The organism is Streptomyces sp. NPDC050145 (assembly GCF_044460245.1).
In the GTDB taxonomy this organism is placed as follows: Bacteria; Actinomycetota; Actinomycetes; order Streptomycetales; family Streptomycetaceae; genus Streptomyces.
On record NZ_JBITJS010000003.1, the window covers coordinates 1 to 25113 of the forward strand.

General features: G+C 72.3%; 26 protein-coding genes. 7 read left to right on the plus strand and 19 right to left on the minus strand.

The genetic code is table 11. From position 1 onward, the window contains the following. Window positions 1-86 precede the first annotated feature (86 nt). Complete coding sequence (locus ACIBTU_RS06670) at window positions 87-479, minus strand: VOC family protein (protein ID WP_399124826.1); 393 nt, start codon at window positions 477-479, stop codon at window positions 87-89. A gap of 120 nt (window positions 480-599) precedes the next feature. Continuing rightward, window positions 600-1058 carry a MarR family winged helix-turn-helix transcriptional regulator gene (locus tag ACIBTU_RS06675; protein ID WP_399124827.1) on the minus strand — a complete coding sequence of 153 codons (459 nt, stop codon included), beginning with the start codon at window positions 1056-1058 and terminating at the stop codon, window positions 600-602. 120 nt (window positions 1059-1178) lie between these two features. Between ACIBTU_RS06675 and ACIBTU_RS06680 the strand changes: the two genes are divergently transcribed. Together ACIBTU_RS06680 and ACIBTU_RS06685 are read left to right on the plus strand one after the other, a co-directional pair. Continuing rightward, the gene (locus tag ACIBTU_RS06680) at window positions 1179-2075 is read left to right on the plus strand and encodes an alpha/beta fold hydrolase (RefSeq protein WP_399124828.1); all 897 of its coding nucleotides are present in this window, start codon (window positions 1179-1181) and stop codon (window positions 2073-2075) included. Window positions 2076-2210: 135 nt separating this feature from the next. Continuing rightward, complete coding sequence (locus ACIBTU_RS06685) at window positions 2211-2783, plus strand: dihydrofolate reductase family protein (RefSeq protein ID WP_399124829.1); 573 nt, start codon at window positions 2211-2213, stop codon at window positions 2781-2783. 24 nt (window positions 2784-2807) lie between these two features. Here the strand turns inward: ACIBTU_RS06685 and ACIBTU_RS06690 are convergent, their stop codons facing one another. From ACIBTU_RS06690 to ACIBTU_RS06735, 10 genes are all read right to left on the minus strand, one after another. Beyond that, on the minus strand, window positions 2808-3440 hold the full coding sequence (locus tag ACIBTU_RS06690) for a DsbA family protein (RefSeq protein ID WP_399124830.1): 633 nt from the start codon (window positions 3438-3440) through the stop codon (window positions 2808-2810). 86 nt (window positions 3441-3526) lie between these two features. Then, window positions 3527-3886, minus strand: coding sequence for a DoxX family protein (locus ACIBTU_RS06695; protein ID WP_399124831.1), 360 nt, complete (start codon window positions 3884-3886; stop codon window positions 3527-3529). Further along, window positions 3883-4482, minus strand: coding sequence for a TetR/AcrR family transcriptional regulator (locus ACIBTU_RS06700; protein WP_399124832.1), 600 nt, complete (start codon window positions 4480-4482; stop codon window positions 3883-3885). Before ACIBTU_RS06700 ends, ACIBTU_RS06695 begins: the two co-directional genes overlap by 4 nt. A gap of 137 nt (window positions 4483-4619) precedes the next feature. Then, entirely contained in the window at window positions 4620-6200 is a 1581-nt protein-coding gene (locus ACIBTU_RS06705) for a dipeptide ABC transporter ATP-binding protein (RefSeq protein WP_399124833.1), read from the minus strand. Continuing rightward, on the minus strand, window positions 6197-7186 hold the full coding sequence (locus ACIBTU_RS06710) for an ABC transporter permease (protein ID WP_399124834.1): 990 nt from the start codon (window positions 7184-7186) through the stop codon (window positions 6197-6199). The genes ACIBTU_RS06705 and ACIBTU_RS06710 overlap by 4 nt, the downstream gene beginning before the upstream one ends. Next, window positions 7183-8220, minus strand: a complete 1038-nt coding sequence (locus ACIBTU_RS06715) for an ABC transporter permease (RefSeq protein ID WP_399124835.1) — start codon at window positions 8218-8220, stop codon at window positions 7183-7185. Before ACIBTU_RS06715 ends, ACIBTU_RS06710 begins: the two co-directional genes overlap by 4 nt. A 2-nt stretch (window positions 8221-8222) precedes the next feature. Then, on the minus strand, window positions 8223-9941 hold the full coding sequence (locus tag ACIBTU_RS06720) for an ABC transporter substrate-binding protein (protein WP_399124836.1): 1719 nt from the start codon (window positions 9939-9941) through the stop codon (window positions 8223-8225). Between the two features lie 242 nt (window positions 9942-10183). After that, window positions 10184-10279, minus strand: coding sequence for an Ms4533A family Cys-rich leader peptide (locus ACIBTU_RS06725; protein WP_399124837.1), 96 nt, complete (start codon window positions 10277-10279; stop codon window positions 10184-10186). Window positions 10280-10421: 142 nt separating this feature from the next. Next, window positions 10422-10928 (minus strand): DinB family protein, encoded by a 507-nt coding sequence (locus ACIBTU_RS06730; protein WP_399124838.1) that lies wholly within the window; start codon window positions 10926-10928, stop codon window positions 10422-10424. 73 nt (window positions 10929-11001) lie between these two features. Further along, window positions 11002-11625, minus strand: a complete 624-nt coding sequence (locus tag ACIBTU_RS06735) for a TetR/AcrR family transcriptional regulator (protein ID WP_399124839.1) — start codon at window positions 11623-11625, stop codon at window positions 11002-11004. Between the two features lie 149 nt (window positions 11626-11774). On the opposite strand from ACIBTU_RS06735, the gene ACIBTU_RS06740 reads away from it, so the two are divergent. Further along, window positions 11775-12776, plus strand: coding sequence for an alpha/beta hydrolase (locus ACIBTU_RS06740; protein ID WP_399124840.1), 1002 nt, complete (start codon window positions 11775-11777; stop codon window positions 12774-12776). A gap of 197 nt (window positions 12777-12973) precedes the next feature. Here ACIBTU_RS06740 and ACIBTU_RS06745 read toward each other — a convergent pair whose 3' ends face one another. The 3 genes from ACIBTU_RS06745 to ACIBTU_RS06755 all read right to left on the minus strand — a co-directional run bounded on the left by ACIBTU_RS06745 (window position 12974) and on the right by ACIBTU_RS06755 (window position 16620). Beyond that, window positions 12974-13879 carry an MBL fold metallo-hydrolase gene (locus ACIBTU_RS06745; RefSeq protein ID WP_399124841.1) on the minus strand — a complete coding sequence of 302 codons (906 nt, stop codon included), beginning with the start codon at window positions 13877-13879 and terminating at the stop codon, window positions 12974-12976. A gap of 72 nt (window positions 13880-13951) precedes the next feature. Beyond that, window positions 13952-15253, minus strand: a complete 1302-nt coding sequence (locus ACIBTU_RS06750; RefSeq protein WP_399124842.1) for an MFS transporter — start codon at window positions 15251-15253, stop codon at window positions 13952-13954. Next, window positions 15250-16620, minus strand: coding sequence for a rhodanese-like domain-containing protein (locus ACIBTU_RS06755; protein WP_399124843.1), 1371 nt, complete (start codon window positions 16618-16620; stop codon window positions 15250-15252). The genes ACIBTU_RS06750 and ACIBTU_RS06755 overlap by 4 nt, the downstream gene beginning before the upstream one ends. A 106-nt stretch (window positions 16621-16726) precedes the next feature. Between ACIBTU_RS06755 and ACIBTU_RS06760 the strand changes: the two genes are divergently transcribed. Then, window positions 16727-17413 carry an ArsR/SmtB family transcription factor gene (locus ACIBTU_RS06760; protein ID WP_399124844.1) on the plus strand — a complete coding sequence of 229 codons (687 nt, stop codon included), beginning with the start codon at window positions 16727-16729 and terminating at the stop codon, window positions 17411-17413. Window positions 17414-17441: 28 nt separating this feature from the next. Here ACIBTU_RS06760 and ACIBTU_RS06765 read toward each other — a convergent pair whose 3' ends face one another. Continuing rightward, a complete protein-coding gene (locus ACIBTU_RS06765) occupies window positions 17442-18287 on the minus strand; it encodes a prephenate dehydratase (protein ID WP_399124845.1) in 846 nt (281 codons plus the stop codon). Between the two features lie 380 nt (window positions 18288-18667). On the opposite strand from ACIBTU_RS06765, the gene abc-f reads away from it, so the two are divergent. The 3 genes from abc-f to ACIBTU_RS06780 all read left to right on the plus strand — a co-directional run bounded on the left by abc-f (window position 18668) and on the right by ACIBTU_RS06780 (window position 21532). Beyond that, window positions 18668-20302, plus strand: a complete 1635-nt coding sequence (gene abc-f, locus ACIBTU_RS06770) for a ribosomal protection-like ABC-F family protein (protein WP_399124846.1) — start codon at window positions 18668-18670, stop codon at window positions 20300-20302. A gap of 180 nt (window positions 20303-20482) precedes the next feature. Then, a complete protein-coding gene (locus ACIBTU_RS06775; RefSeq protein WP_399124848.1) occupies window positions 20483-20641 on the plus strand; it encodes a hypothetical protein in 159 nt (52 codons plus the stop codon). Between the two features lie 201 nt (window positions 20642-20842). Beyond that, complete coding sequence (locus ACIBTU_RS06780) at window positions 20843-21532, plus strand: AMP-binding protein (RefSeq protein ID WP_399124849.1); 690 nt, start codon at window positions 20843-20845, stop codon at window positions 21530-21532. 22 nt (window positions 21533-21554) lie between these two features. Here ACIBTU_RS06780 and ACIBTU_RS06785 read toward each other — a convergent pair whose 3' ends face one another. The 3 genes from ACIBTU_RS06785 to ACIBTU_RS06795 are packed head-to-tail and all read right to left on the minus strand — an operon-like array spanning window position 21555 to window position 24882. Next, window positions 21555-23198 carry a beta-N-acetylhexosaminidase gene (locus tag ACIBTU_RS06785; RefSeq protein WP_399124850.1) on the minus strand — a complete coding sequence of 548 codons (1644 nt, stop codon included), beginning with the start codon at window positions 23196-23198 and terminating at the stop codon, window positions 21555-21557. Window positions 23199-23206: 8 nt separating this feature from the next. Then, the gene (locus tag ACIBTU_RS06790; RefSeq protein WP_399124851.1) at window positions 23207-24046 is read right to left on the minus strand and encodes a carbohydrate ABC transporter permease; all 840 of its coding nucleotides are present in this window, start codon (window positions 24044-24046) and stop codon (window positions 23207-23209) included. After that, window positions 24043-24882: a carbohydrate ABC transporter permease gene (locus ACIBTU_RS06795; RefSeq protein ID WP_399124852.1), complete on the minus strand. Its 840-nt coding sequence runs from the start codon at window positions 24880-24882 to the stop codon at window positions 24043-24045. The genes ACIBTU_RS06790 and ACIBTU_RS06795 overlap by 4 nt, the downstream gene beginning before the upstream one ends. Window positions 24883-25113: the final 231 nt, after the last annotated feature.

Below are 25113 nucleotides of genomic sequence, written 5' to 3' on the forward strand. Positions count from 1 at the left end.
GACTGGTACAACTACCACCGACCCCACACCGGAATCAGCGGCCACACCCCAGCCAGCCGCGTCACCAACGTGTCAGAACAGCACACCTAGGGCGCCAAGGTGCGCAGCACGCAGAACTCGTTGCCCTCGGGGTCCCTCATGACCACCCAGCTCACGTCCGGTCCCTGGCCGACGTCCGCCCTGGTGGCGCCGAGCGCGAGCAGCCGGGACACCTCGTCCTCCGTGCCGCGGTCGATCGGGCTGACGTCGAGGTGCAGCCGGTTCTTCTGCACGGCCTTGCCTTCGGGCACCCGGATGAAGACCAGAGTCGGCGGCATCTGACGCGCCCGGACCTCCTCCACGGTCGGCACCCAGGAGCCGATCTCGACCAAGTCCTCGCGCCGCTCCAGCACCTTGAAGTCCAGGACCTCGCACCAGAAGGCCGCGAGCCCCTCGGGGTCGTGGCAGTCGACGACCACCTCGGTGAACCTGCTTGTCATGTCGCTCCCTGGTAGACGGACGAACTCACGGACGAACTCACGGACGAACTCAGAGTATGAACCACGTAGTTGAGGCCTTCGCCGTCATGGCCCGGATCCCGCTGTTCGGAGCGGCCGGATCTACCGGTCCGAGGCGGCAGCCTCCCGCACGCCCTCCAAAAAGCCCTGGATCGCGTCCAGCTGGCGCTCGTCGTACGACGTCAGCAGCTCCGTCGTCCGTGCGATCAGCGGGCCGAAGTGGGCCTCGCCGAGCGCGATCGCCCGCTCGTCCACGACGACCGTCACCTTGCGGCGGTCCCGCTCGCCGCGCTCCCGGCGCACATGTCCGGCCCGCTCCAGCCGGTCGACCAGCGCCGTCGTCCCGGCCGAGTTGAGGCCGAGCGCCGAACCCAGGGAGCCTGCCGTGGTCTCCTCGCCGGCGCGTGCCGCGTCCATCAGGGCGATGAGAGCCCGCACATCGGTGGGGTGCATGCCGTTCTCGCGGGCGAACCGGGCGCTGTGCAGGCCCAGTTCGACCACCACCGCGCGCAGCAGGTGCACGATCTCCCGCTCGGACCCCGCGGACCTCGACCCGGACACGGGCGCCTCCTCCGGCTATCATCTCGTTCGGCAACTATCTCGCTGAACGAGATAATAGCTCGGCGAGGCAGCAGTCCGAGAAGGTATCGGCTCGACCGCAGACCAGGGGGTTGTACCGCCATGAGCCCACGCGCAGCCGTCCACGACGCACCCCACCCGCACACCTACGACCCGGCCGCGTTCCGCACCGCGTACGAGCGGGTCCTCGCCAAGTGGCCCGCCCGGCACACCTCCGTCACCGTCCCCACCCCCTTCGGCGCCACACACGTGAACATGTGCGGCCCCGCCGACGGCGCCCCCGTCCTCCTGCTCCCGGGCGGCGGAGGGGCCACCTCCGCCGCCTGGTACGCACAGGCCGCCGCGCTCTCCCGTACACACCGCGTCCACGCCGTCGACCTGATCGGCGCCCCGGGCCGCAGCGTGCCCGACCCCGGACGCCGTCCCCGCACCCTCGACGACCTCATGACCTGGGTGGCGTCGGTCCTCGACGGCCTGGGCCTCGGGGGCGGGGAAGTGGACCTGATCGGTCATTCCTACGGTGCCTGGATCGCGCTGCACCACGCCCTCCGCGCCCCCGCCCGTACCCGCCGCCTGGTCCTGCTCGACCCGACGCAGTGCTTCGCCGCCTTCCGCCCCGCCTACCTCCTGCACGCCCTGCCCGTGCTCCTGCGCCCGACGCCCCGCCGCGTCCGTACGTTCCTGGAGTGGGAGAGCGGGGGCGCCGGCGCCCTGGACCCCGACTGCCTGGCGCTCCAGGAGGCCGCCGCCCGATTCCCCGCCGCGCGCCCCGCGACCGGCCCGCGCCCCGCCCCCGACGCGCTGCGCGCCTGCACGGCCCCGGCCCTGATCCTTCTCGCCGGAGCCGCCAGGGTTCACGACAGTCATGAAGTGGCGTCAAAGGCACGGGAGTTGATGCCCGCGGCGAGCGTGAAGGTGCTCCGGGGAATCGCTCACCACGCCATGCCGCCCGCGCTTTCGGACGAGGCCAACCACCTGATCGCCGGGCTTCTCGGCTGACATGATCCGGTGCCCGGTGAAAAGGTGGGCCGTCAGGCGATGAGTTTTCCGGCGGGCCCCGGTCGTATGAGTGACACACCGCGACAGCGGGACCGCCGGGCACCGCGAAGCCCAGACAAGACAGAGGACATACAGATGCGCACGCTCATCAGCACCGCTTTCGTTTCCCTGGACGGCGTCGTGGAGGCGCCCGGCGGCGAGGAGGGGTACCGCAACGCCGGATGGACCTTCAAGGACATCGAGTTCGTCCCGGAGGCCTACGAGATCAAGGGCCGGGAGCAGAAGGAAGCCTCGGCGATGCTGTTCGGCCGGGCGAGCTACGAGGCGTTCAGCCCGGTGTGGCCGGCCATGGAGGAGTTCGCCGACTACAAGCCGCTGCCGAAGTACGTCGTCTCCACCACGCTCACCGAGGACGCCCTCGTGTCGGACTGGGGCGACACGACCATCCTGCGCTCCCTCGACGAGGTCGCCGCCCTGAAGGAGACCGAGGGCGGGCCGATCATCATGCACGGCAGCGCCGGCCTGAACCGCGCGCTGTCCGACGCCGGCCTGATCGACCGCTACCACCTGCTCGTGTTCCCGGTGCTGCTCGGCGCCGGCAAGCGCCTGTTCAGCGGCACCGACAAGGACGCCCAGAAGCTGAAGCTCGTCGAGCACGAGGCGTACTCCAACGGGATCCAGCTGAACATCCTCGACGTCGTGCGCTGACCCCGGTCGGCGCCCCCCGCCCGGTCAGGAGAAGTCCAGGCTGCCCGTGCGCTCGCGCTTCAGCTCGTAGAAGTGCGGTTGCCGGGCCAGGACCCGTACCGCGTCGAAGATCTCGGCGGCCTCGGCGCCGCGCGGGATCGCGCCGAGCACGGGCCCGAAGAACGGGGTGCCGTCCAGGTGCAGCGTCGGGGTGCCGACGTAGGCGCCCGTCGCCGGGTCCGTCCCGGCGTCGTGGCTGCGCCGCAGCGCCGCGTCGTACGTGTCCGAGTGCGCGGCGGCGGCGAGCTCCGCGGGCAGCCCCAGCTCGGCCAGGACCTCCGCCGTCACCTGGTCGAAGTCCTCGGCGCGGTCCTGGTGGATGCGCGTGCCGTACGCCGTGTACAGGTCGCGCAGGATCTTGTCGTCGTGCAGCTCGGCCGCCGCGACGGCGACCCGCACCGGGCCGAGCGAGCGGTCCACCAGATCCCGGTACCAGTCGGGCAGTTCGTTGCCCTCGTTGTGCAGGTACAGGCTCATCACGTGGAAGTGGACGTCGAGGTCGCGCAGCGGCTCCACCTCGAGGATCCAGCGCGAGGTGATCCAGGCGAACGGGCAGGCGGGGTCGAACCAGAAGTCCACTCGGGTGCGGTCGGTGTGCGGGGCGTCGTCTGTCGTCATGCCCTCAGCCTGCCAGTGATGTGGCCCTGCATCATGGGCCACATCGGGGTGGGTCCACTGGGCCATTCGGTGCGGCGGTCGACCGGTCAGGTGCCGTAGGACAGGGCGAGGGCGGCGAGTGAAAGGGCCAGCATGCCCAGGCAGTTGACCCAGAACTCCGAGCGCAGGAACCGGGCTCGGACATGGGCGTAGGACGCGGCCAGGAAGTAGCAGACGACGCCGGCGTTCGCCGCCGCGCCGACGCCGTCGTAGGAGAGACCCACGATCAGGCCCGCCGCGGCGAGCAGCTTGATCGCGACGAGGGACCACCACCAGTCCTCCGGGAACCCCACCCCGCTCAGACAGGCGCGGACGAAGGCGGGCGGTCGCACGGATATCAGGGCGTCGGCGGCGAGCACACCGGCGAGCACCGCCTGCGGCCACCACGGATCCGGGCTCAGGTTCATGACGGGTTCCCCTCTCGGTTCTCGATGATGAACTCCACTGCCGCGACCAGGTCCGTCACCGGCCCGCCGAGGTCGTCGGTACCGCTCCCCGCGCCCATGAACAGCGTGCCGAGGTAGGCGAGATGGACGGCCGTCGCGGCGCGCTCCGCCGCCGCAGGGGCGAACCCGTGCTGGGTGAGGACCTCGGCGATCTCCCGCCGCAGCACCCCGGCCAGCTCGTCGAAGACGCCCGCGCGATGCCGGCCGGAGACGAGCGCGGCCGCGTAGTGCCGGGCCAGGTCCTGGTCCGCGGTGAAGACCTCGACGAACGGCGCGAACAGGGTCAGCACCTCGTCCACGGGGCTGCCCGCGGTCCGGGTCGCCTCCCGCGCGCCCCGGGCCGCGTGGAGCGCGGCGATCCGGCGGTCGAAGAGCTCGACCAGGATCGCCGCCTTGTCGCCGACCGCCATGACGGTCCCGACGCTGACCCCGGCGTCGGCGGCGATGTCCCGGACCGTCGTCGACGCGTACCCGCGCGCCCCGAAGAGACGCTCGGCCGCGCCGAGGACCCGTGCCCGGGTCGCTTCCTTCTGCTCGGAGCGCGAGGCCGCCGTCATGACGCCACTCGCTGAACGAGTTCAGTGAACATGTTCAGCAACTTAGCGAGAGGGAAAGGTGGAGTCAATCGCCGCGGGAGGCAGGAAGGGAACGCGAACGGCCGGTGGCGGGAACCTGTCCGCCACCGGCCGCCTCGTCAGGCCGCCGCCAACTCCGATCGCAGGGACCGGCGTTGGGACGCAAGCCCGGGGTCGAGCGCCGGGACCGCCGCCAGCAACGCGCGGGTGTAGGGATCCTGAGGACGCGTGTACACCTCGTCCACCGGCCCCTCCTCCACGACGCGGCCCGCCCGCATGACCGCCACCCGGTCGCTGACCTGACGCACGACGGCCAGATCGTGCGCGATGAACACCAGGGCGAGGCCCAGCTCCCGCTGCAGGCGGCCGAGCAGCTCCGTGACCTGGGCCTGCGTCGTCACGTCGAGCGCCGACACGGCCTCGTCGCACACGATCAGGTCCGGGTCCGCGGCGAGTGCCCGCGCGATCCCGACCCGCTGCCGCTGCCCGCCGCTGAACTCGTGCGGATAGCGGTCGTACAGATCGGCGTCCAGACCGACCTGTGCGAGCAGTTCGCCGACCCGGGCCCGGATCGCCCGCTCGTCGAGCTTCCCGGCGGCCCGCAGCGGATCCGCGACGGACTCGCCGACCGAGCGGCGCGGGTTCAGCGACGAGTGCGGGTCCTGGAACACCATCTGCACCCGGCCCCGCCGCACCACCCGGCCCGCACTCGGTTCCAGCAGCCCGACCAGCATCCGGCCGAGCGTCGTCTTGCCGCTGCCGCTCTCCCCGACGATGCCGAGCGTCTCGCCCCGGCGCACGGCGAGCGAGACCCCGTCGACGGCCTTCGTCGCGGCCGCCCGCCGGCCGAACACCTGGTGGACGTCGACCGCCTCGACCAGCGGTTCCGCCGTCTCGGCGGGAGCCGGCCGGTCGGTCGTGGCCGCGCCGTCGATCCGGGGGACCGCCGCGAGCAGCGCCCGCGTGTACGGCTCCGAGGGCGCGGCCAGCACCGCGCCGACCGGACCGCGCTCGACGGCCCGCCCCGCCCGCATCACGAGGACGTCGTCGACGGACTCGGCGGCCACCCCCACGTCGTGCGTGACCAGGACGAGCCCCATGCCCGTCTCCTGCCGCAACTGGTGCAGCAGATCCAGGATCTGGGCCTGCACCGTGACGTCCAGGGCCGTCGTCGGCTCGTCCGCGATCAGCAGCTGCGGCTCGCAGGCCAGCGCCATCGCGATGAGCGCCCGCTGCCGCATCCCGCCCGAGAACTCGTGCGGCCGCGACCGGGCCCGGCGCGCCGCGTCCGGAATGCGCACCCGGTCCAGGACCTCGACGGCGCGAGCCCGTGCCGCACGCCGCGAGACCCGGTGATGGACCCGGTACACCTGCGCGATCTGGTCGCCCACCGCGTAGTACGGGTCGAGCGAGGACAGCGGGTCCTGGAAGACCATCGCCGCCTTCGCGCCGCGCAGCGAGCGCAGCTCCGCGTCGTCGGCCTTTCCCACGTCCACCCCGGCCACCCGCACCGAGCCGGACACCTCGGCGCCCGTGCCGCGGTGCAGCCCGAGCAGCGCGTACGCGGACGCGCTCTTGCCCGAGCCGGACTCGCCGACGATGCCCAGCGCACGGCCGGGCTCCAGCGTGAACGACAGATTCCGTACGGCCTGTACCGCGCCGAACGACACGGACAGGTCCTCGACCTTGATCAGGCTCATGCGAGCACCACCCTTCGGTCGGCCAGCGCGTGGAACACGTCCGCGAGGGCGCCCGCGAGGACGACGAAGAACCCGGTGACCAGCACCAGACCCACGACGACCGGAAGGTCCACGGTCCGGACCGCGTCCACCAGTTCACGCCCCACACCCGGGATGCCGAACAGCGACTCCGTCAGCAGCGCGCCGCCGAACATCGAGCCGATGTCCAGCGCGCCGAGCGCGATCACCGGAGCGAGCGCGCCGCGCAGCGCGTGCCGCCCGACCAGCGTCCGCTCCGGCACCCCGTAGGCCCGGAACGTGCGCACGTGGTCCTCGGCGAGCGTCTCCAGCATCGAGGCGCGCGTCATCCGCGCGTACGGCGCCGCGCTCACCAGGGCCAGCGAGATCCACGGCAGCAGCAGGTTCCACGCCCACTGCTCGGGATCGTCGGTGAACGGCACGTAGTCAGGGAACGGCAGCACCTGAAGCACCGTCACCAGCATGATGATCAGCAGCAGCCCGATGACGAACACCGGCGTGGCCATGCCCGCGAGCGTGATCCAGGTGAGGATCCGCTCGGCCGGCCGGCCGCGCCGCCACACCGACAGCACGCCGGTGCCGACACCCAGCAGCACCCACAGCACCGACGCGCCGAGCACCAACGAGGTGGTCGCCGGCAGCTTCGCCAGGATCAGCCCGGTGACCTGCTGATCGCTCTGGTACGAGAGCCCGAGGCAGGGCGCCGGGCAGTGCAGCACACCGGTGCCGGTCGAGAAGTCCTGCCCGGTGAACAGGGCCTGGAGGAAGTGCGCGTACCGCAGGTACAAGGGGTCGTCCAGCTTCAGCTGGGCGCTGACCTGCGCCACCTGCCCGGGGGAGCAGCGCGGCCCGCAGGCGATCTGCGCGACATCGCCCGGGACCACGTAGAAGGCCGCGTACACGACGACGCTGAGGGTGAACAGGACGAAGACGGCGCCGCCGGCGCGGCGGATCAGGAAGCCCGTCATGCGCCGGCCTCCTTCTCGGCATCGTGCCGGGTCTCCTGCTTGCGGCCGGTGCCGACCCGCAACCGGGACTCGGCCCGCGGGTCGAGCGCCGTGCGCACGCCCTCGCCGAGGACGGTCAGCGCCAGCACCGTGACGAACAGCAGGAGCGCGGGGATCAGCAGATACGTGGGCGCCGCCTGGTACCAGGTGTCGGCGTCGCTGAGCATCTGCCCCCACGACGGGGTCGGCGGCTTGATGCCGACGCCGAGGAAGGACAGGGCCGCCTCGACCACGATGTTCCCGGGGAACAGCAGGACCGCGTACGTGATGACGGGCGCGGCGAGCGCGGGCAGCAGCTCGCGCCGGGCGACCTGCCACCGGCCCCAGCCGCTGAGCCGGGCCGCCGCCACGTGGTCGAGCGATTTCAGGGCCAGGGTCTGGGCCCGCACGATCTTCGACGTACCGGCCCAGCCGACCAGGCCGATGATGACGGCGATCAGCACGGGGCGCGGGAATCCGGCCGGGACGACGGCGAGCGCGCCGAGCGCCACCACCATCACCGGCAGCGCGACGACCACGTCCGTGACCCGGCTGAGCGCCTGGTCGACGATCCGGTTGCCGAGACCCGCGGCCAGGCCGATGGCGACCCCGAGCAGCACCTGGAGGAGTGTCGCGGCGAGCGCGACACCGAGCGAGACCCGGGCGCCGTACACGACCCGCGCGAACAGGTCGCGTCCGGTGAGGGGTTCGACGCCGAGCCAGTGGTCGGCGCTCGCCCCGCCGAACGAGCCGAGCGGCACGCCGCCGGTCGCGGAGTCGACGAGATCAGGGTGGTACGTCGTGGGGTCCTGGCCCTCGACCGCGGTGAGCAGCGGGGCCGCCAGCGCGATCAGGACCAGGAAGGCGACGACGCCGCCCGCGACGAGCGCGGAGCGCCGGGCCCGCAGCCGCCGCCAGAAGGGGCGGCCCCCGGGGGGGGGGGCCGCCGCGACGACCCCCGCCCCCTCGGCCGCGTCACCGGATGCGGTGACTTCGGTGAGCAGTGCTTCGGCCATGGCTACTTGACCGCGACCTGCGACACGTCGAGCACACCGGTCCAGTCGCTGATCACGATGTTCTTGACGGACTCGCCGTAGAGCCGCTTGTAGACCGGGTGGAACAGGGGCACCGTGAGCGCCTGCTCGCCGACCTTCTTGTCGAGCGCGCCCCAGCGCTGGGCGGCCGCGCTCAGGTCGGTCAGCTTGTTGATCGCGTCGATCTCCTTGTTGACCGAAGCGTCGTCCAGCTGCGCGGTGTTGAAGTTGTAGCCGGACTTCACGATCTGCCGGCCGTCGAAGATCGGCGCGAAGAACGGGCCGCCGGAGGGCCAGTCGGCTCCCCAGCCGGTCAGGAAGAAGCCGGGCTCGGACTTCACGCTGTGCACGGTCTCGGAGTAGTCGTTGTCCTCCAGACCCTGGAGCTTGACCGTGATGCCGGCCTTCTTCAGCGCCTCCTGGAGCGCGGTCGCGATCTCGGGGCTCGTCGCGAAGTCCTTCGCGTTGGAGTGCGTGAGCGTGACGGTCAGGCCCTTGGCGTAACCGGCCTCCTTGAGCAGTTCCTTGGCCTTCGCCGCGTTGCCGCTCTTCCCGGCGGGGAAGTGGTCGTAGGGCGTGTAGCCGAACGACTTCTGGTTCGGCAGGAAGGTCGTCGCGGCGTCGGCGAGCGAGGAGCCGCCCGCCGCGTTCACGACGGAGGAGCGGTCCACGGCGTAGGAGATCGCCTGGCGCACCTTCGGGTTGTCGAACGGCTTCACCTTCGGGTTGAAGGCGATGTAGTTCGTGTAGCCGAAGTGGCCCGTGCCGACGCGCGCGGCGAGGTCCTTGTCGCCGGACACCTTGGCGAGCTCGGCCGGGCCGAGGTTGGTGTCGGTCGTGACGGCGGCCGCGTCGGCGCCGCGCGAGGCGGAGAGCCGCTGGTTGATGACGGCGGAGTCGAGCCCGGAGCGGACGTCGATCCGGTCGGGGTAGGCCTTGCGCTCCTCGTCGGTCGTCGCCGACCAGTGCGTGTTGCGCTCCAGGACGAGCCGCTCGCCGTCGCCCTCGTTCTTCACGACCTTGTACGGGCCGGAGGAGACGGGGTGCTGCTCGTACTTGGTGCCCTTGTCCTTCTTCTGCGGCACCGGCGTCGTCTGGGTCTGCGTGGCCAGGAAGGGGAACTCGCCCTCGGGCTTGTTCAGGTGGAAGACGATGGTCCGCTCGTCGGGCGTCTCGATCGAGTCGAGGCCCTTCTTGTCCTTGTACGGGCCCTCGTAGTCGGCCCCGCCGATCAGCCAGTCGCGCAGGTACGGGGCGCCGCCGGACAGTTCGGCGGCGAAGGAACGCTCGATGCCGTACTTGATGTCGGCGCTCGTGATCGGGCTGCCGTCCTCGTACTTGAGGCCCTTCTTGAGGGTGTACGTCCACACCGTGGCGTTCTTGCTGGGCGTGCCCAGGTCCGTCGCGAGGTCCGGGACGACCTTCGCTCCCGCCGCGCCGGCCTCGCGGTTGCGGGTGGTGAGCGTACGGAAGACGAGCGAGGGGATGTTGCCGCCGCCGGAGGTGTAGAGGCGCGCGGGGTCGAAGTCCTCCTGCGGGATGCTGTTCAGGACGGTGAGCGTGCCGCCCTTGTGGGGCGTGCCCGCGGCGCCGGCGGAACCGCCCTTGCTCTCCTGGGGACCGCAGGCCGCTGCACCCGCACCCACGACGAGCACGGCTGCGGCCGCGGCCAGGCGGCGGGACTTGACGGGCGGTTGACGCATCGGAGGAGACCTCTCTGAGAACTGCTGCGGATCGGGATGAGGGGAACCGCGCAGGCAGCGAGAGGGGCGCACGGACACGACCGTGTCGACTCGTCGACATGGCGGGAAGCCGGGAGGTCGACGGGCGAGGGTACGGAAGGGGAGCGCCGGGAACTGTCACGCCTGCGGGCGGAGTACGCACGGGTGCGCGCTCGGAACGGGAACCGTCCGGGCCGGACGGCCCGCGCGCACGTCTGCAGACGTCAGCAACAGTGAATGTCGGAGACGCTGTGCCCGGTCACGCCGATGAGCGCCAGCTCGATGGCGGCGCTCTTCAGGGTGACGGGACTGCGTGACATGGACAGGAATATGAAGCAGATGATCAGGAGATGTCAACGCGAGACGAGACGATCGTCTCACCATGCGAAATGCCCCGATATGCTCGAAGGTGCCCAGGAGTCATGAACTCACGGGCACCTTCGCGTAGTTGGGCGCGTGGCGTCAGCTGCCGGTCGAGCCGTCGAGCATCTCACGCAGGATGTCGAGATGCCCGTTGTGCCGGGCGGTCTCCTCGGTGAGGTGATGCAGGATCCAGCGCAGATCGATCGCGTGACCCTGGCGCGTCGTCCGCTGCGCCTTCGTGTCCAGAGGGTGCTTCGCCACGAGCTCCCGGTAGCGGGCGCTCTGCTCGGTGTACGCGTCGAGCAGCTCCGGCAGCGGGATGTCGACGGCGATGCGCATCTCGCGGTCGGGATCCTCGTCGGTCCACGGCCCCTCGTCCTCCTCGCCGAGGAAGACGACCTGGAACCAGAAGTACTCGACCCAGCGCAGATGGTTGATCAGCCCGCTCAGGGTCATCAGCGGGGATCCGGGCAGCAGGGCCGTGCGGGCGTGCTCCGCGGAGACGCCCTCGCACTTGGCGCGAGCCGTGTCGCGCGTGTAGTCGAGGAACGTGGTCAGCTGGGTGCGGTCGTCCCAGGCGGCAGGTGTGTCGTCGATACGAGTCATCGCGCCCAGCATCGCGGAACACGGCGCGCGATGTCGACGCGTTTTGCCGGCGCGTTGTGCCGCGCCGGGGCTCTCAGTGCCCGTCGGGGCCGGTGGCGAAATGGGGCAGCACCATCGCGACCAGCGCGTCGACGTCCCGCTCCACCATCGGCTCGCCCGTCATCCCCATCCGGTGCAGCAGGACGCCCACCACGACGTCGATGAAGAACAGCACCCGGTGCTCCGGCTCGCCGAGCGCCTCCTGGAGCGCGGTCAGATACGGCTGTTGCAGCCGCGTCGCCAGGATCTCGCGCAGCCCCGGGTCGCTGACGGCGTCACTGAACACGCCGGCGAACGCGTCCCCGACGCCCGGCTCGCCGATCCGCGCCGCGACGAGCCGCACGCTCGACTCCAGGATCTCCGCGCGGGTCTCGCCCTCCAGCGGGACCGGCCCCAGCGCGTCGAGGAGGCAGTCGACGATCAGTGCGCCCTTCGTGGGCCAGCGCCGGTAGACCGTCGACTTCGCCACCCCGGCCGCGGCGGCGATGCGCTCGACCGTGGCGCGGGCGTATCCCAGCTCGACGACCGTGCTCAACGTCGCGGCGAACACAGTGGAGTTGAGGCCGGCGCGGGGGCGGCCCGGCGGGCGACCGGGCGGGCGCACGGACGAGGTGCCGGACGGAGTGTCCGACGGGGTGTCTGACGGGCGCGAGGGCATGGCGCCACGATATCTCTTTTCGCTACCTATGGTTTCGATACCTCAAGTTTCGATACCTTGGGGTTCGATACCTCGGGTTCAGCGCCACGGGTTCGATGCCTCAAGGTGCGCAGACATCGCGAGAAGACCGTTCGGGCGAAGGGGAAGCCATGAGTGAGCACAGCGAGTCGGGCGGAATCGGCGGCACGGGCGCGGCGGCGCTCACCGCCCCGGAACGGCCGGCCGAGCCGGACTGGGAACACATCACGGCCGGTGAACTGGCCGCGTTCAGCGAGGCGGAGAACCGCTTCCGCGCGTCGGCCGCCGCACGCGTCGCCACCGGCGAGCCCGACCCGGACGCCGCGATCGAGTGGCGGACGGTGTCACTGCCGGGTCACGACCTTCCGGTCCGCGTGTACCGCCCCCGGCCCACTCGCGGGCCGTCGGACGGCGTGTCCCTGCCGCTCGTCGTCCACGTCCACGGGGGCGGGTTCGTGGGCACCGCGACGCAGAGCGACTGGGTCAACAGTCACCTGGCCGCCCGGCTGCCCGCCGTCGTCGTCTCGGTCGACCACCGGCTGCTGGCCTTCGACAGCCCGCTGACCCGCGCCGCCGACGACGTCTGGGACGTGCTGCGGCACCTGGCCGGCGACGCTGCCGCGTGGGGGATCGACCCGGAGCGGATCGCCCTGTTCGGGGAGAGCTGCGGCGGACTGCTCGGCGCGCTGACGGCGATCCGGGCCCGCGCGGCGGCGGGCCCCGCGCTCAGGGCGCAGGTGCTCGTCAACCCGGCCGTCGACACGACGGACGCCCTGTTCGACCACGCCTCCATGGCCGAGCACCCGCAGACCCCGTCCCTGAGCCTGCCCCAACTCCGTCTGTTCCGGCGGCTGGCCGTGCCGCCCGGCACCGACCCGCGCCCGCTCTCCCCGCTGCATGCGGACGACCTGAGCGGACTGCCGCCGGCCCTCGTCGTCGTCCCGACCCACGATCCGCTCGCCGACCACGGCCGCCGCTACGCCGAGCGGCTCGACGCGGCCGGCACACCCACCCGCCTCACGGAACACGCGGGCGCGATCCACGCCTTCCTGTCCCTGCCCGGAATCGTCCCGCAGGCGGAAGGGGCCCGGGCGGAGATCCTCGACTTCCTGCGCGTCACCCTGACCGGCTGAGCGGCACGGCACACGAACGCCGGCAGGCCGTACGGGTACGGCCTGCCGGCGGGGCACGGCTCCGGCGCCTGACACGAGGGGGGAGGACGAGGGGCCCGAGCCGCTGTGCTCAGCTTTCACGCCGGACCGCGGCCGCGCACCCCGGAGGGCGCGAACGTGTGACGGACTCGCGCGGCCGGGTGAGGGGCCGCCCGCCGTCACTTCCCGGTCGAGCGGAACCGGCCCGGCTCGACCTCCTCGACCCGGCCCTGATCGGACAGCCGGTCCAGGTGCCGGACCAGCGTGCGGCGCTCGATCAGCGGGACGTGCACGCCCTCGACGTGCGGCCGGTAGACCAGCCGATGGGCGGCGAGTTCGTCGACATCGCGGGGTTCGTCGAGCAGGGACAGCAGCGTGGCGTCACGCCGCTCGACGACACCGGTGAACGCGTCCAGCCGGTTCCGGAACTCGGCGGCCCCCTCGATCACGCCCTTCTGGTGCGCGGTGCCGTACCAGCGGGCGTCGATCTCCCGGCAGCGCCGCAGCGACGCCTCGAAGTCGACGAGGTTGCTCCCCGCGTCCCCGTAGAACGGGCCGAAGGAGGTCAGGTCGATGTCGGCGACGAACAGGAACCCGTCCGGCTCGACGAGGAAGCCGCAGTGCCCCGCCGTGTGCCCCGGCAGGTGCACCACGGTCACCGTGCGCCCGCCGAGATCGAACACCGTGCCCTCCGCGAAGCCCTGGGCGTCCGGCCGGTCCGTCACCCGGAACTCGTCCCGCAGCAGCCGGTCGAGCGAGGCGCGGTTCTCCTCGGCCGGCCCGAAGCTCGCCACCATCGCGGCCCGCGAGCGCACCGCCGCCAGGTCCTTCTCATGGACGTGCACGGGCATGTCGTAGCCGCCCAGGCCGGCCACGTGGTCCTCGTGCCCATGGCTCACCAGGACCATGTCCGCCGCCGGCACGTGCTCCACCAGGGACAGCGAGGGATCCACGACGACGGTCGCGTCCGTCCCGCGCACCAGCAGCGAGTTCCCGTAGGGAAACGCGCCGCGCCGGTCCCCGACCAGCACCGAGACCGCCCCGTACGGCACTTCGGCCGGGGGAGCGGAGGACGGATCGGTCACGGGTGCACCTCGTCGTTCTGTCGGTCCCGGGCGCTCGGCTCCGGGCGGGAGGCCAGTGTGGCGGCGAACTCCTCAGCAGGGAAGAGCCGGTCCCGCGGGCCGGGCGGCGCGGGGCGGTGCCGGGCGGTCGGTGATCCAGCGGGCCGCGAGCAGGCCCGACGCGGCGGTGAGGGCGGCGGCCGCGATCACCGTGGCGTTCAGGCCGAGGGCGTCGGCGAGGATTCCGGCGACCAGGGCGCCGACCGCGTAGCCGATGTCGCGCCAGAACCGGTAGGTGCCCAGGGCGTTCGCCCGCCAGGCGGGGTGGGCGTGGTCGGCGACCGAGGCGATCAGTGCCGGGTAGACCATCGCCGTGCCGAGGCCCAGCGCGACGGCGGAGAGGACGCCCGCGAGCAGCGGCGTGTCCAGCAGGACGAGGGCGATCACGAAGCCGGCGGACTGGACGAGCATGCCGGTGACGATCAGGGGTTTGCGGCCGACGCGGTCGGCGAGGTGGCCGGTGGGGATCTGGCCGATGCCCCACAGGATCGGGTACAGGCCCTTGATGAGTCCCACCGCGGCGAGGCCGAGGCCGTGGTCGGTGAACAGGAGCGGGAAGACGCCCCAGGTGAGACCGTCGTTCAGGTTGTTGACGAGCCCCGCCTGACTCGCGCCGCGCAGCGAGCGGTGACGCCAGGACGTCCGGGCGAAGGCGGCGGCCAGGCCGGTGTCCTCGCCGGTGGGCAGCGGCTCGGTGTGCTGGGCGAGCTCGAGGGCGACGTGCCCGGCGGTGTCCCGCGCGGCCAGCGCGAGAGCCAGTCCGGCCACGACGAAGACGACACCGATGAGCTCGGGCGCGGGGCGCAGCCCGTACACGGTGGCGAGCCAGCCGGTGAGCAGGGCGGTGACACCGACGGCGGTGTACCCGGCGGCCTCGTTGAGGCCTGTGGCCAGGCCCCGGCGGGCGGGCCCGACGAGGTCGATCTTCATGTTGACCGTCATAGACCAGGCCAGCCCCTGGTTGAGGCCGAGCAGGACGTTCGCGGCGACGACCCAGCCCCAGGACGGCGCCCAGGCGAGCACGAACGGCACGGGGACGCCGATCAGCCAGCCCGCGACCAGGAGCTGCTTGCGCCGGAACCGCGCGGTCAGGGCTCCGGCGGCGAGATTCGTCAGCGCCTTGGTGAGCCCGAAGGCGATGATGAACGAGAACACGGCCAAGTCGCTGGTCAGCCCGAAGACCTCGGTCCCGATGAGCGGGACCGTGGTGCGCTCCAGGCCGACCAATCCACCGACGCAGACGTTGACGACGACCAGCAGCGTGAACTGCGGCCAGTTCTCCCGCAGTCCGAGCCGTACGGGTCCGGCAGGCCCCCGGGCCGCGAGCCCGCTCACGGAGCCTCGCCCTCGGTGAGCCGCAGGCCGTGCGCGGCCGCGTAGTCGCGCGGATGTCCGTTCAGGACGCTGACGCCCGGGTGCCCGGCGCGTTCGAGGACACTGGCCGCGGTCATGGCGCGCTCCCCGTGCCCGCAGGCCACGACCGCACCCTCGGGGGTGTCGGCGGCATGCGCGGCCAGCGCGCCGAGCTCCAGATGGAGGGCGCCCGGGACGTGCCCGGCCGCGAACTCGGACTCCTGGCGCACGTCGACGTACGCGGTGCCGGGCGCCCGGTCCGCGGTGAGGTACGCGGTCTCCGACACCGGGAGCCCGGCCGCGCGCCAGGCGGCCATGCCGCCGGCGAGGTGCCCGGCGATCCGCTCGTAGCCGATCTTGTACGCCTGCCAGACGATCTCGCCCAGGTCCTGGTCCGCGTCGGCGACGAACGCGAGCGGGGCGTCGTCGGGCAGCAGCCAGCCGAGCCAGGTCGCGAACTGGCCGCGCAGCGCGATCGACACGGACCCGGGGACATGGCCCGCCGCGTACCGGGCGGCCGGGCGCACGTCCACGACGTACCCGCCCTCGGAGAGCAGCGCGCGGACCCGGTCCGCGCCGAGGGCGGGCAGCATCGGGTCGTGCGTCAGGACGGCGGGGCCGAGCCGGTTGCGCTCGGAGAGGCGGTCGAAGTAGGCCGGGTAGCTGCCCAGACCGTCGAGGAGCCGGCGTACGAAGGTGTCCTCGTCCGGCGCCGCGAGCAGCGGGTTGGCCCGCTTCTGGGCGCCGATCGTGCTGGTGCGCTCGCTGCCGGGCGGGGCGGAGCAGAACGAGCCCGCGCCGTGCGTGGGCCAGACCGCGGTGTCCTCGGGCAGCCGGGCCAGCCGCCGCAGGGAGCGGTACTGGGCGCGGGCGAGCTCCTCGGTGCGCTCGGCACCGAGGAGGTCGGTGCGGGCGGCGGAGTTCACGATCAGCGAGCCGCCCGTGAACACGCCCACGGGGTGCCCGCCGTCGAGGAGCAGGAAGCAGAGGTGCTCGTCGGTGTGGCCGGGAGTGGCCAGCGCGCGCAGCGTCAGACCGCCCAGGTCGACCTCGTCGCCGTCGGCCAGGCCCCGGTGCGCGAAGCCGCGCCCGCCCGCGGCCGAGGCGAGCACGACGGCGCCCTTGTCGTGGGCGAGCTGGACCGCGCCCGAGAGGAAGTCGGCGTGGAGGTGGGTGTCGGCGGCGAAGGCGACCCGCAGTCCGCGCCGGCCGGCGGCGGCGTGCAGGGCGCGCAGATCACGGCCGGCGTCCACGGCCAGGGCGCGGCCGTCGCCCAGATCGACGAGGTAGGCGCTGTTGCCCAGCCCTTCGTCGAGAAGAGGCACGAGGTGGTCGTCGGCGAAGCCCACGAGTCCTCCAAGATCAGGTGAAGCAGGCGGGACGCCAGGTGCCGTGTCTCGCCGGCCGCTGCCGCGACCTTCTATTACAATAATCCATGGATCTATGGAGGATGGCATGCCGAAAACGGCGAAGACCGCGAAGGCCGGCGCGAAGGCGGATCTCTACGACGCGTTCGCGTCCAGCGGCAAGGCGCTGGCCAGCGGAAAGCGTCTGGAACTGCTGGATCTGCTGGCCCAGGGCGAGCGCACGGTCGACGCGCTGGCCAAGGCGGCCGGGCTGAACCTGACGACCGCGTCCGCGCATCTGCAGACCCTCAAGCAGGCCGGGTTCGTCGCCACCCGGCGCGAGGGCGTGCGCGTCCACTACCGCCTGGCGGGCGAGGACGTCGCGCGGCTGTTCGCGCTGTTGCGCAAGGTCGCCGAGACCCGTCAGGCCGCCGTGCCGGCCGCCCGCGACGCCTACCTCGGCGAGGACGGCGGCGCCGAGGTCGGCCGCGAGGAACTGCGGGCCCGCCTCGAGGCGGGGGACGTGGTGCTCCTCGACGTACGCCCGGTGGAGGAGTACCGGGCCGGGCACATCCCGGGCGCGCTCTCCGTCCCGGTCGCCGAACTGGCGGACCGGATCGAGGAGTTGCCCCGGGACCTGGAGATCGTCGTGTACTGCCGCGGCGAGTACTGCGTCCTCGCGTACGACGCGGTGCGCCTGCTCGCCGAACGCGGCCGCCGGGCGATCCGCCTCGACGACGGCATGCTCGAATGGCGGCTCGCCGAACTCCCCGTCCACACCGGCGAACCGGCGTGACGGATGCCCGCCCGGGACCCCGGGAGGGTCAGGCGGGGCGCCCCGCCATGCGGTGCTCGTGGGCCGGGTACACGCCCAGGACGCGGACCTCGGAGGAGAAGAAGCGCAGCTCGTGCAGGGCCAGCGCCACGCGCGGCTCGTCGACGTGGCCCTCGATCTCGACGTAGAAGCAGCTCGGGTTGAGCCCCGCGCCCATCTGGTAGCTCTCGATCTTCGTCAGGTTCACCGCGTTGCTGGAGAAGCCGCCGAGGGCCTTGTACAGCGCGCTCGGGATGTTCCGTACGGCGAAGAAGAGGCTCGTCATCGTCGGGGTGCCGGACAGCGGGGCGAAGGCCGCTTCGCGGGACAGGACGACAAAGCGCGTCGTGTTGTCCGGGTCGTCCTCGACGCCCGCCCGCAGCACCTCGAGACCGTGGTGCCGGGCCGCGGCCGGCGGGGCGAGCGCCGCGTGCCGCGGGTCCCCGAGCTCGGCCACCTCACGGGCCGCGCCCGCCGTGTCGTCACTGACGAGCGTGCGCCAGCCGCCCTCCCGCAGCACCTTGCGGCACTGCCCGAGCGCGTGCACATGGCTGCGCACCTGCTCCACCTGGTCGAGCGTCGCCCCCGGCACCCCCACCAGGTCGAAGTGGATCGCGAGGAAGTACTCCCCGATCACGAACAGGCCGGACTCCGGCAGCAGATGGTGCACGTCGGCGACGCGTCCGGCGGCGGAGTTGTCGACCGGGATCACCGCGAGGTCGGCGGTGCCGAGTGTCACGGCGTCCAGGGCCTGCTCGAAGTTGGTGCAGGGCAGCTCGGCGCAGCCGGGGAACAGTTTCTGGGCGGCGGCCGCGGAATTGGAGCCGTATTCACCCTGGTATGCGACGCTCGTCACTGTGGGTCACTTTCGAAGAGAGCTGGCGCCGTCGGTCAGCACGGCATCACCGTAGACCGAACCGGCCCGCCCCCTGAGGCGGTGTCCACAACGAGAGACCGGTGAGAGACCCGCGAGATCGCGGACGGGGGAGGCCGATGAGAAAAGGAGTCGGCGCGTGGAAGGCGCTCTGTTACGGTGGATCTTCCATTCTTCGTGTGATCAGGAGCAGACCGTGGCGGGTGACGACGACATCTCCGGGTGAGACCCGGACCTGACGGCCACCGGTGACGCCGAAGACGCGTCCGCCGAAGTGGCTGCCTCGTCGTCCCCTTTCGCCATGACTCCCTTCGCGGTGGAGTGCCCCACGCATTCCCGCGTCACCCTTTGAGGTACACACGATGTCCGACATCTCCGTCGTCTGCTCGAACCTGACCTTCGCCTGGCCCGACGACACCCCCGTCTTCGCGGGCCTGTCCAGCACGATCGGCCCCGGCCGCACCGGGCTCGTCGCCCCCAACGGCGCGGGCAAGAGCACCCTGCTGAAGCTGATCGCGGGCGAGCTCCGGCCCACCGCCGGATCCGTGACCGTCACCGGCACCCTCGGCTACCTCCCGCAGAGCCTGCCGCTCACCTCCGACCTGACCGTCGCCGAGGTCCTCGGCGTCGACGGCGTCATCCGGGCGATCGACGCCGTCGAGTCCGGCGACGTCGCCGAGGAGCACTTCACCACCATCGGCGACGACTGGGACATCGAGGAGCGCACCCGCGCCCAGCTCGACCGCCTCGGCCTCGACGACGTCGCCCTCGACCGTGTCCTCGGCACCCTCAGCGGGGGCCAGGTCGTCTCCCTCGGCCTCGCCGCCCAGCTCCTCAAGCGCCCCGACGTGCTGCTCCTCGACGAACCCACCAACAACCTCGACGCCGACGCACGGCAGCGCCTCTACGACGTCCTGACCGACTGGAACGGCGCCCTGCTGATCGTCAGCCACGACCGCACCCTCCTCGACCGCATGGACCGCATCGTCGAGCTGGACCGCGGCGAACTGCGTCTGTTCGGCGGCAACTTCACCGCCTACGAGGAAGCCGTCAAGGCCGAGCAGGAGGTCGCGGAGAAGAACGTGCGCAACGCGGAACAGGCACTCAAGCGCGAGAAGCGCGAGGCGCAGCAGGCCCGCGAGCGCGCCGAGCGCCGGATGAGCAACGCGGCCCGCAACCTCAAGGACGCGGGCCTGCCGAAGATCTTCGCCGGGACCATGAAGCGCGGCGCGCAGGAGGCCGCCGGACGCTCCGGCCAGGTCCACGCGGGGCGCGTCAGCGAGGCCAAGTCCCGGCTCGACGAGGCCGGACGCGCCCTGCGCGACGAGCAGCGCCTCACCCTGGACCTCCCCGACACCCGGGTCCCCGCCGGGCGCACCGTCTTCCACGGCGAACACCTCCAGGTCCGCCACGGCGACCGTCCGCTGTTCGCGGGCGACGGCCTCGACCTCTCGATCCGGGGCCCGGAGCGCATCGCCCTCACCGGCCCGAACGGCAGCGGCAAGTCCACCCTGCTGAGGCTGGTCCTCGGTGAACTCGCGCCCGAGAGCGGCGAGATCAGGCGGGCCGACGGACGCGTCGCGTACCTGTCGCAGCGGCTCGACCTGCTGGACCTCGACCGGACCGTCGCCGAGAACTTCGCCGCGTACGCGCCGCACCGCACCGAGGCCGAGCGGATGAACCTCCTCGCCCGCTTCCTGTTCCGCGGCGCCGGCGCGCACCTGCCCACGGGTGTCCTGTCCGGCGGCGAACGGCTGCGCGCCACGCTGGCGTGTGTGCTGTGCGCCGAACCGGCCCCGCAGCTCCTGCTCCTGGACGAGCCGACGAACAACCTCGACCTGGTCAGCGCCGGGCAGCTGGAGAGCGCCCTCGCCTCCTACCAGGGAGCGTTCGTCGTGGTCAGCCACGACGAGCGGTTCCTCGCCGAGATCGGGGTCGAGCGCCGGCTGCGGCTCGCGGACGGCGCGCTGACGGAGGTCGCCGCGCCCGGTGAGTGACACGTTCACCGGGACGTACCTCCGCCACCAGGGTGATTCGTGTTCCGGCACCTGCCGGACCGGTCACACATCGAAAGTCATGACGGCGGCCGCAGTTCACGCCGCCGAGGGGTCGAAACGCTGGAAGGTCATATGAGTGAATCTCAGGTACGTCGGCATGCGGACACCGCGGGGCGGCACATGCCGTCCCCGCGTCCGCAGTGGCAGAACCTCTTCGTCGCTCCGGAGTACAGCCCGGACCTGACGGAGCTGGACTGCCCGGACACGGCGTACGAGGAGCCGGACACCGTCGTACCGGTGCGCCGCCGCGCCGCACGGCGGGCCGAACGGCTCCACTGACGGACGTGTGCCGCCCGGTCGTGGCGGGCGGCACCACCGGGGGCATCACCGGGCGGGGTTCTCCTCAACGGGCGCAAGCCCGTTCAGGTCGTTGTCGGCGGCGACAGAAGACCCTGTACGCGTCGACATGGCCCCCGGAGAGCCGGGGTGGTGAGGATCGTCACGTCGAACCGAACCCCGCCCGTAGGAAAGCGAACTGACGTGAGCAATCTCGCCACAGCCCTCGTGGAAGCGGCCCGTACACACCCGCAGCGACCGGCGATGCGCGTCGGGTGCGGCGTGCTGCCCCTCGTCGAACTGGACGAACTGAGCGCCCGGGTGGCGGGCGGACTGCACGCGCACGGACTGCGCCCCGGCGACCGGGTGGGGCTCCCGGCGCCGGACGAACCCGTCTTCCCCGTCCTGTACTTCGGCGCCCTGCGGGCCGGGGCCGTGGCCGTCGTCGCGCCCCGACGCGACGGCGTGCCGCGCGCGGTGCGCCCGCGGGGCGCGGCGCAGGGCGCGCGCCTCGTGTTCCGGACCACCGCGCCCGAGACACCGCACGGCGGCGTGGCGGGCACGGAGCACACGGAGGCCGACGACACGACCGTCGTGGGGGTCGGCCCGGGCTTCCTCGACCAGATGGTGTTCTGGCCGCAGCGGCCGAGCGTCGTGCACCGGGCCGGAGACGACGTCGCCGTGGTGCTGCGCTCCCGCGTGGGCGGCGCGGACACCGTCCTGACGCACGACGCGCTGCGCGCCCGTACGCGGTCGGCGGCCCGGCCCCTGCACGAGGTGCCGGTGGTGTCGGCGGCGGCCGACGTCCTCTACGCCACCGTGCGCACCGGCGCCTGCCTGTTCGGCGGAATGGTGGGCGCCGCCGCCGTGCCGGAGGCCGGGACCGCGGGGTGACCTCCTGGCGGCGCCGGCGGTGTCAGTCCCCGAGGCCGTCCGACGGGCCGGACGGTTCCTTGATCCCGGCCACGAGCAGCTCGATGAACGCCTCCCGGTCCGCCTCCGACGAAGGGCGGCCCGGGACGCCCGGCCGGGTCTGCCACGGGCGCGGGCCCGTGGCCGCGCGGTACTCGACCCCGACCGCGTCGAGCCGGGCGAGATGGTGCTCCAGACGCGGCCGGAACTCCTCGTACCGGCGCTCGCCCGTGGACCACAGCGCCTCGGCGACCGCGCACAGGCGCGGGAACGCGAAGTAGTCGACGGTGCGCGGCGAATCCATGTGCTCGGTCCAGATGTTGGCCTGACCGCCGAGCACGTGCGCGGCCTCGTCGGCGCTCAGCCCGGCCGGCACCGGATCGAACGCGTACGCCTTCTCCACCGTGATCGGCACCGCCACCGGGATCGGCTCGTCCGGGTCCTCGGACTGGCGGTAGTCCAGGTACACCTGGTCGTCGGGGCAGGAGATGACGTGCAAGCCCCGGCGGGCGGCCGTCACCGCGCCGGTCATGCCGCGCCACGACGCCACGACCGTGCCGGGCGGCACCTCGTCCTCCAGGAGCTCGTCCCAGCCGAACAGCCGCCGTCCGCGCGCGCTCACGTGCTCGCCGAGCCGCCGCACGAGCCACGAGCGCAGTTCGTGCTCGTGCCGCAGCCCCCGCTCGCGCATCAGCTCCTGCGTGCGCGGGTCCTCCTCCCACTCGGTGGTCGGGCACTCGTCGCCGCCCACACCGATCACCGCACCGGGGAACAGGTCCATGACCTCGTCGAGCACGTCACGGTAGAAGTCGACGGTGGACTCCTCCATGTTGAGGACGCGCGGATTGACGCCCCAGCGGGTCCACACCTCCGCCGGGCCGCCCCCGACGCCGAGCTCGGGGTACGCGGCGATCGCGGCCTGCGAATGGCCCGGCACGTCGATCTCGGGGACGACCGTGATGTGCCGCCGCGCCGCGTACGCCACGATCTCGCGGATGTCCTCCTGGGTGTAGAAGCCACCGTGCGGGCGGCCGTCGCCCTGCGCCTGGGGACCGGCGCCCCGCTGCGACTCGCGGCGCGACGCGCCGACCTCCGTGAGGCGCGGCCGTCGCCGGATCTCCACCCGCCAGCCCTGGTCGTCGGTCAGGTGCAGATGCAGGGTGTTGAGCCGGTGCATCGCCATCAGGTCGACGAACCGCAGCACGTCGTGCTTGGGCATGAAATGCCGCGCCACGTCGAGCATCGCGCCGCGCCACGCGAACCGCGGCGCGTCCGCGACGGCCACCACCGGCACCGCCCAGCGCACCCCGGACGCCTCGCCGCGCCGGTACACCTCGGCGGGCAGCAGCTGGAGCAGGGTCTGGCAGCCGTGGAAGACACCGGCGCGGTCCCCGCCCGTGACGACGACCCCGGCCGGGGTGACGTCGAGCCGGTACGCCTCGGCGCCGAGCGAGTCGTCGAGCCGCAGCTCCACGGCACGCTCCGCGCGGTCGACGAGCGGGAGGTCGAGGCCGGTGGCGGGGCGCAGCGCCGCCTGCAGCCAGCGCGCCTCGGGGCGCGCCTCGGGCGCCGCGACCAGCGCGGTCGCGTCGTCGAGCAGGAAGAAGCCGTCGTCGTGCCGGACCGAGGTGGGACGGGGCAGGAGCATCGGGTGGATCATCCTTTCACCGCTCCGGCCGACATGCCGGAGACGAGTTTGCGCTGGATGAGCAGGAAGAACACGACCACGGGCAGCGAGAAGACGACCGAACCGGCCATCTGCGCGCTGTAGTCGGTGCCCTGGGCCGGGTTCGTGAAGGACGCGAGCCACACCGGCAGGGTGTACTGGCTCTGCTCCTTCATGAACGTGTACGCGATGAGGTAGTCGTTCCAGGCGGCGATGAACGCGAACACGCTCGACGCGATCACCCCCGGCAGCACCAGCGGGAACAGGATCCGCCACAGCACCTGCCAGGTCGACGCGCCGTCGATCCGCGCCGCCTCCTCCACCTCGACCGGCACGGTCAGGAAGAACCCGCGCATCACCCAGATCGAGAACGGAAGGGTGAGCGCGAGATAGGCGAGCACCAGACCCGTGTACGTGCCGAGCAGCCCCGCCTCGTTGAAGACGAGGAACGTCGGCACGAGCAGCGCCGTGCCCGGCAGCATCTGCGCGACGAGGATCGCCACCATCACGGTGCGCCGGCCGCTGAACCGGAACCGGGAGACGGCCGCCGCGGCGAACATGCCGAGCACGATGGAGATCACGACCGTGACACCCACGACCAGCAGACTGTTCGTCAGGTTCGTCCAGAACTCCGTGCCGTTGAGCGCCACGTCGAAGTTGTGCAGCGTCGGCGCGCTCGGCCAGAAGCGCGGCGTCGCCGTCATCGCCTCGGAGCGCGGTTTGAACGCCGTGTTGACCATCCAGTACACCGGGAACAGCCACACGAGGCAGAACACGACCGCCACCGTGTTGCCGACGATCCGGCCCCTGCGGATCCTTCGCGCCGTCACAGGTCCTCCCCGGAACGCAGCAGCCGCCTGATGTACAGCGCGGTGACGGCGAGCAGCAGCACCGTCGTGACGACGGACAGGGCCGCGCCCTGGCCGACCTTGAACGCCACGAAGGCGGTCCGGTACGCGAAGACGCCCAGTGTGGTCGTCGCCGAGTCGGGGCCGCCCGCCGACACCAGCCAGATCTGGTTGAACACGTTGAAGTCCCAGATCACCGACATCAGCGTGATCAGGGTCAGCGTCGGCCGCAGGAACGGCAGCGTCACCGACCACCACACCCGCCACTCGCCCGCCCCGTCGAGCCGCGCCGCCTCCTGCAGCTCGGCCGGCATCTGGATCAGCGCCGCGTACAGGGTGAGCGCGATGAACGGCACCGCCTGCCACACGATCAGCAGCCAGATCGACACGTACGCGAGCGGCGCGCTGTTCGACCAGTCGGTGTCCGTCATGTCGCCGAACAGGCCGGTCCGCGTGAGCATCCAGTTGACGACCCCGTAGCCGGGCTGGAACAGCCACTTCCACACCAGGGACGAGGCGACCGTCGGCATCGCCCACGCGAGGATCAGCACGACCGTGACCGTCATCCGCATCGCCGACCCGAGCCGCGTCAGCAACTGGGCCACTCCCGCGCCGATCGCGACACTGCCCGCGACCATCGCCGCCGTGAACACGACCGTCCGCGCCAGCGAGCGCCAGAACTCGGCGTCGGCCAGCAGATCCGTGTACTGGCGCGTCCCGACGACGTCGAACGCGCCGGTGAACAGCGAGCGTTGGTCATAGTCCGTGAACGACGCGTACACCAGGAAGGCGATCGGCGCGACGGTGACGGCGAGCATCACCAGGCCCGCCGGCGTCAGCAGCGCCCACGCGACGAGGGACCCGCGCCCTCGCGAGGGCCGCTTGCGCGGCGGACCGGCCGCCTTGGCGCGCAGCGGAGGCGGGGGAGCGGCGGGGGGGGGGGGGGGGCCCCCCCCCCCCGGCGGGGGGGCCCCCCCCGCCCGGCAGTGCCGGCCTCGGGGGGGAGTGGGGCCGCGCCCGGCAAGGCGGACGCGATCCCGCGGCGCGCG

Bases quoted from the DNA above. Each gene is read 5' to 3' on its own strand.
- ACIBTU_RS06670 (WP_399124826.1), bottom strand. From the start codon at position 479: ATGACAAGCAGGTTCACCGAGGTGGTCGTCGACTGCCACGACCCCGAG.
- ACIBTU_RS06680 (WP_399124828.1), top strand. From the start codon at position 1,179: ATGAGCCCACGCGCAGCCGTCCACGACGCACCCCACCCGCACACCTAC.
- ACIBTU_RS06685 (WP_399124829.1), top strand. From the start codon at position 2,211: ATGCGCACGCTCATCAGCACCGCTTTCGTTTCCCTGGACGGCGTCGTG.
- ACIBTU_RS06690 (WP_399124830.1), bottom strand. From the start codon at position 3,440: ATGACGACAGACGACGCCCCGCACACCGACCGCACCCGAGTGGACTTC.
- ACIBTU_RS06695 (WP_399124831.1), bottom strand. From the start codon at position 3,886: ATGAACCTGAGCCCGGATCCGTGGTGGCCGCAGGCGGTGCTCGCCGGT.
- ACIBTU_RS06700 (WP_399124832.1), bottom strand. From the start codon at position 4,482: ATGACGGCGGCCTCGCGCTCCGAGCAGAAGGAAGCGACCCGGGCACGG.
- ACIBTU_RS06705 (WP_399124833.1), bottom strand. From the start codon at position 6,200: ATGAGCCTGATCAAGGTCGAGGACCTGTCCGTGTCGTTCGGCGCGGTA.
- ACIBTU_RS06710 (WP_399124834.1), bottom strand. From the start codon at position 7,186: ATGACGGGCTTCCTGATCCGCCGCGCCGGCGGCGCCGTCTTCGTCCTG.
- ACIBTU_RS06715 (WP_399124835.1), bottom strand. From the start codon at position 8,220: ATGGCCGAAGCACTGCTCACCGAAGTCACCGCATCCGGTGACGCGGCC.
- ACIBTU_RS06720 (WP_399124836.1), bottom strand. From the start codon at position 9,941: ATGCGTCAACCGCCCGTCAAGTCCCGCCGCCTGGCCGCGGCCGCAGCC.
- ACIBTU_RS06725 (WP_399124837.1), bottom strand. From the start codon at position 10,279: ATGTCACGCAGTCCCGTCACCCTGAAGAGCGCCGCCATCGAGCTGGCG.
- ACIBTU_RS06730 (WP_399124838.1), bottom strand. From the start codon at position 10,928: ATGACTCGTATCGACGACACACCTGCCGCCTGGGACGACCGCACCCAG.
- ACIBTU_RS06735 (WP_399124839.1), bottom strand. From the start codon at position 11,625: ATGCCCTCGCGCCCGTCAGACACCCCGTCGGACACTCCGTCCGGCACC.
- ACIBTU_RS06740 (WP_399124840.1), top strand. From the start codon at position 11,775: ATGAGTGAGCACAGCGAGTCGGGCGGAATCGGCGGCACGGGCGCGGCG.
- ACIBTU_RS06760 (WP_399124844.1), top strand. From the start codon at position 16,727: ATGCCGAAAACGGCGAAGACCGCGAAGGCCGGCGCGAAGGCGGATCTC.
- abc-f (WP_399124846.1), top strand. From the start codon at position 18,668: ATGTCCGACATCTCCGTCGTCTGCTCGAACCTGACCTTCGCCTGGCCC.
- ACIBTU_RS06775 (WP_399124848.1), top strand. From the start codon at position 20,483: ATGCCGTCCCCGCGTCCGCAGTGGCAGAACCTCTTCGTCGCTCCGGAG.
- ACIBTU_RS06785 (WP_399124850.1), bottom strand. From the start codon at position 23,198: ATGCTCCTGCCCCGTCCCACCTCGGTCCGGCACGACGACGGCTTCTTC.
- ACIBTU_RS06795 (WP_399124852.1), bottom strand. From the start codon at position 24,882: ATGCTCGCCGTCACCGTCGCGCCGATCGCCTTCCTGGTGTACGCGTCG.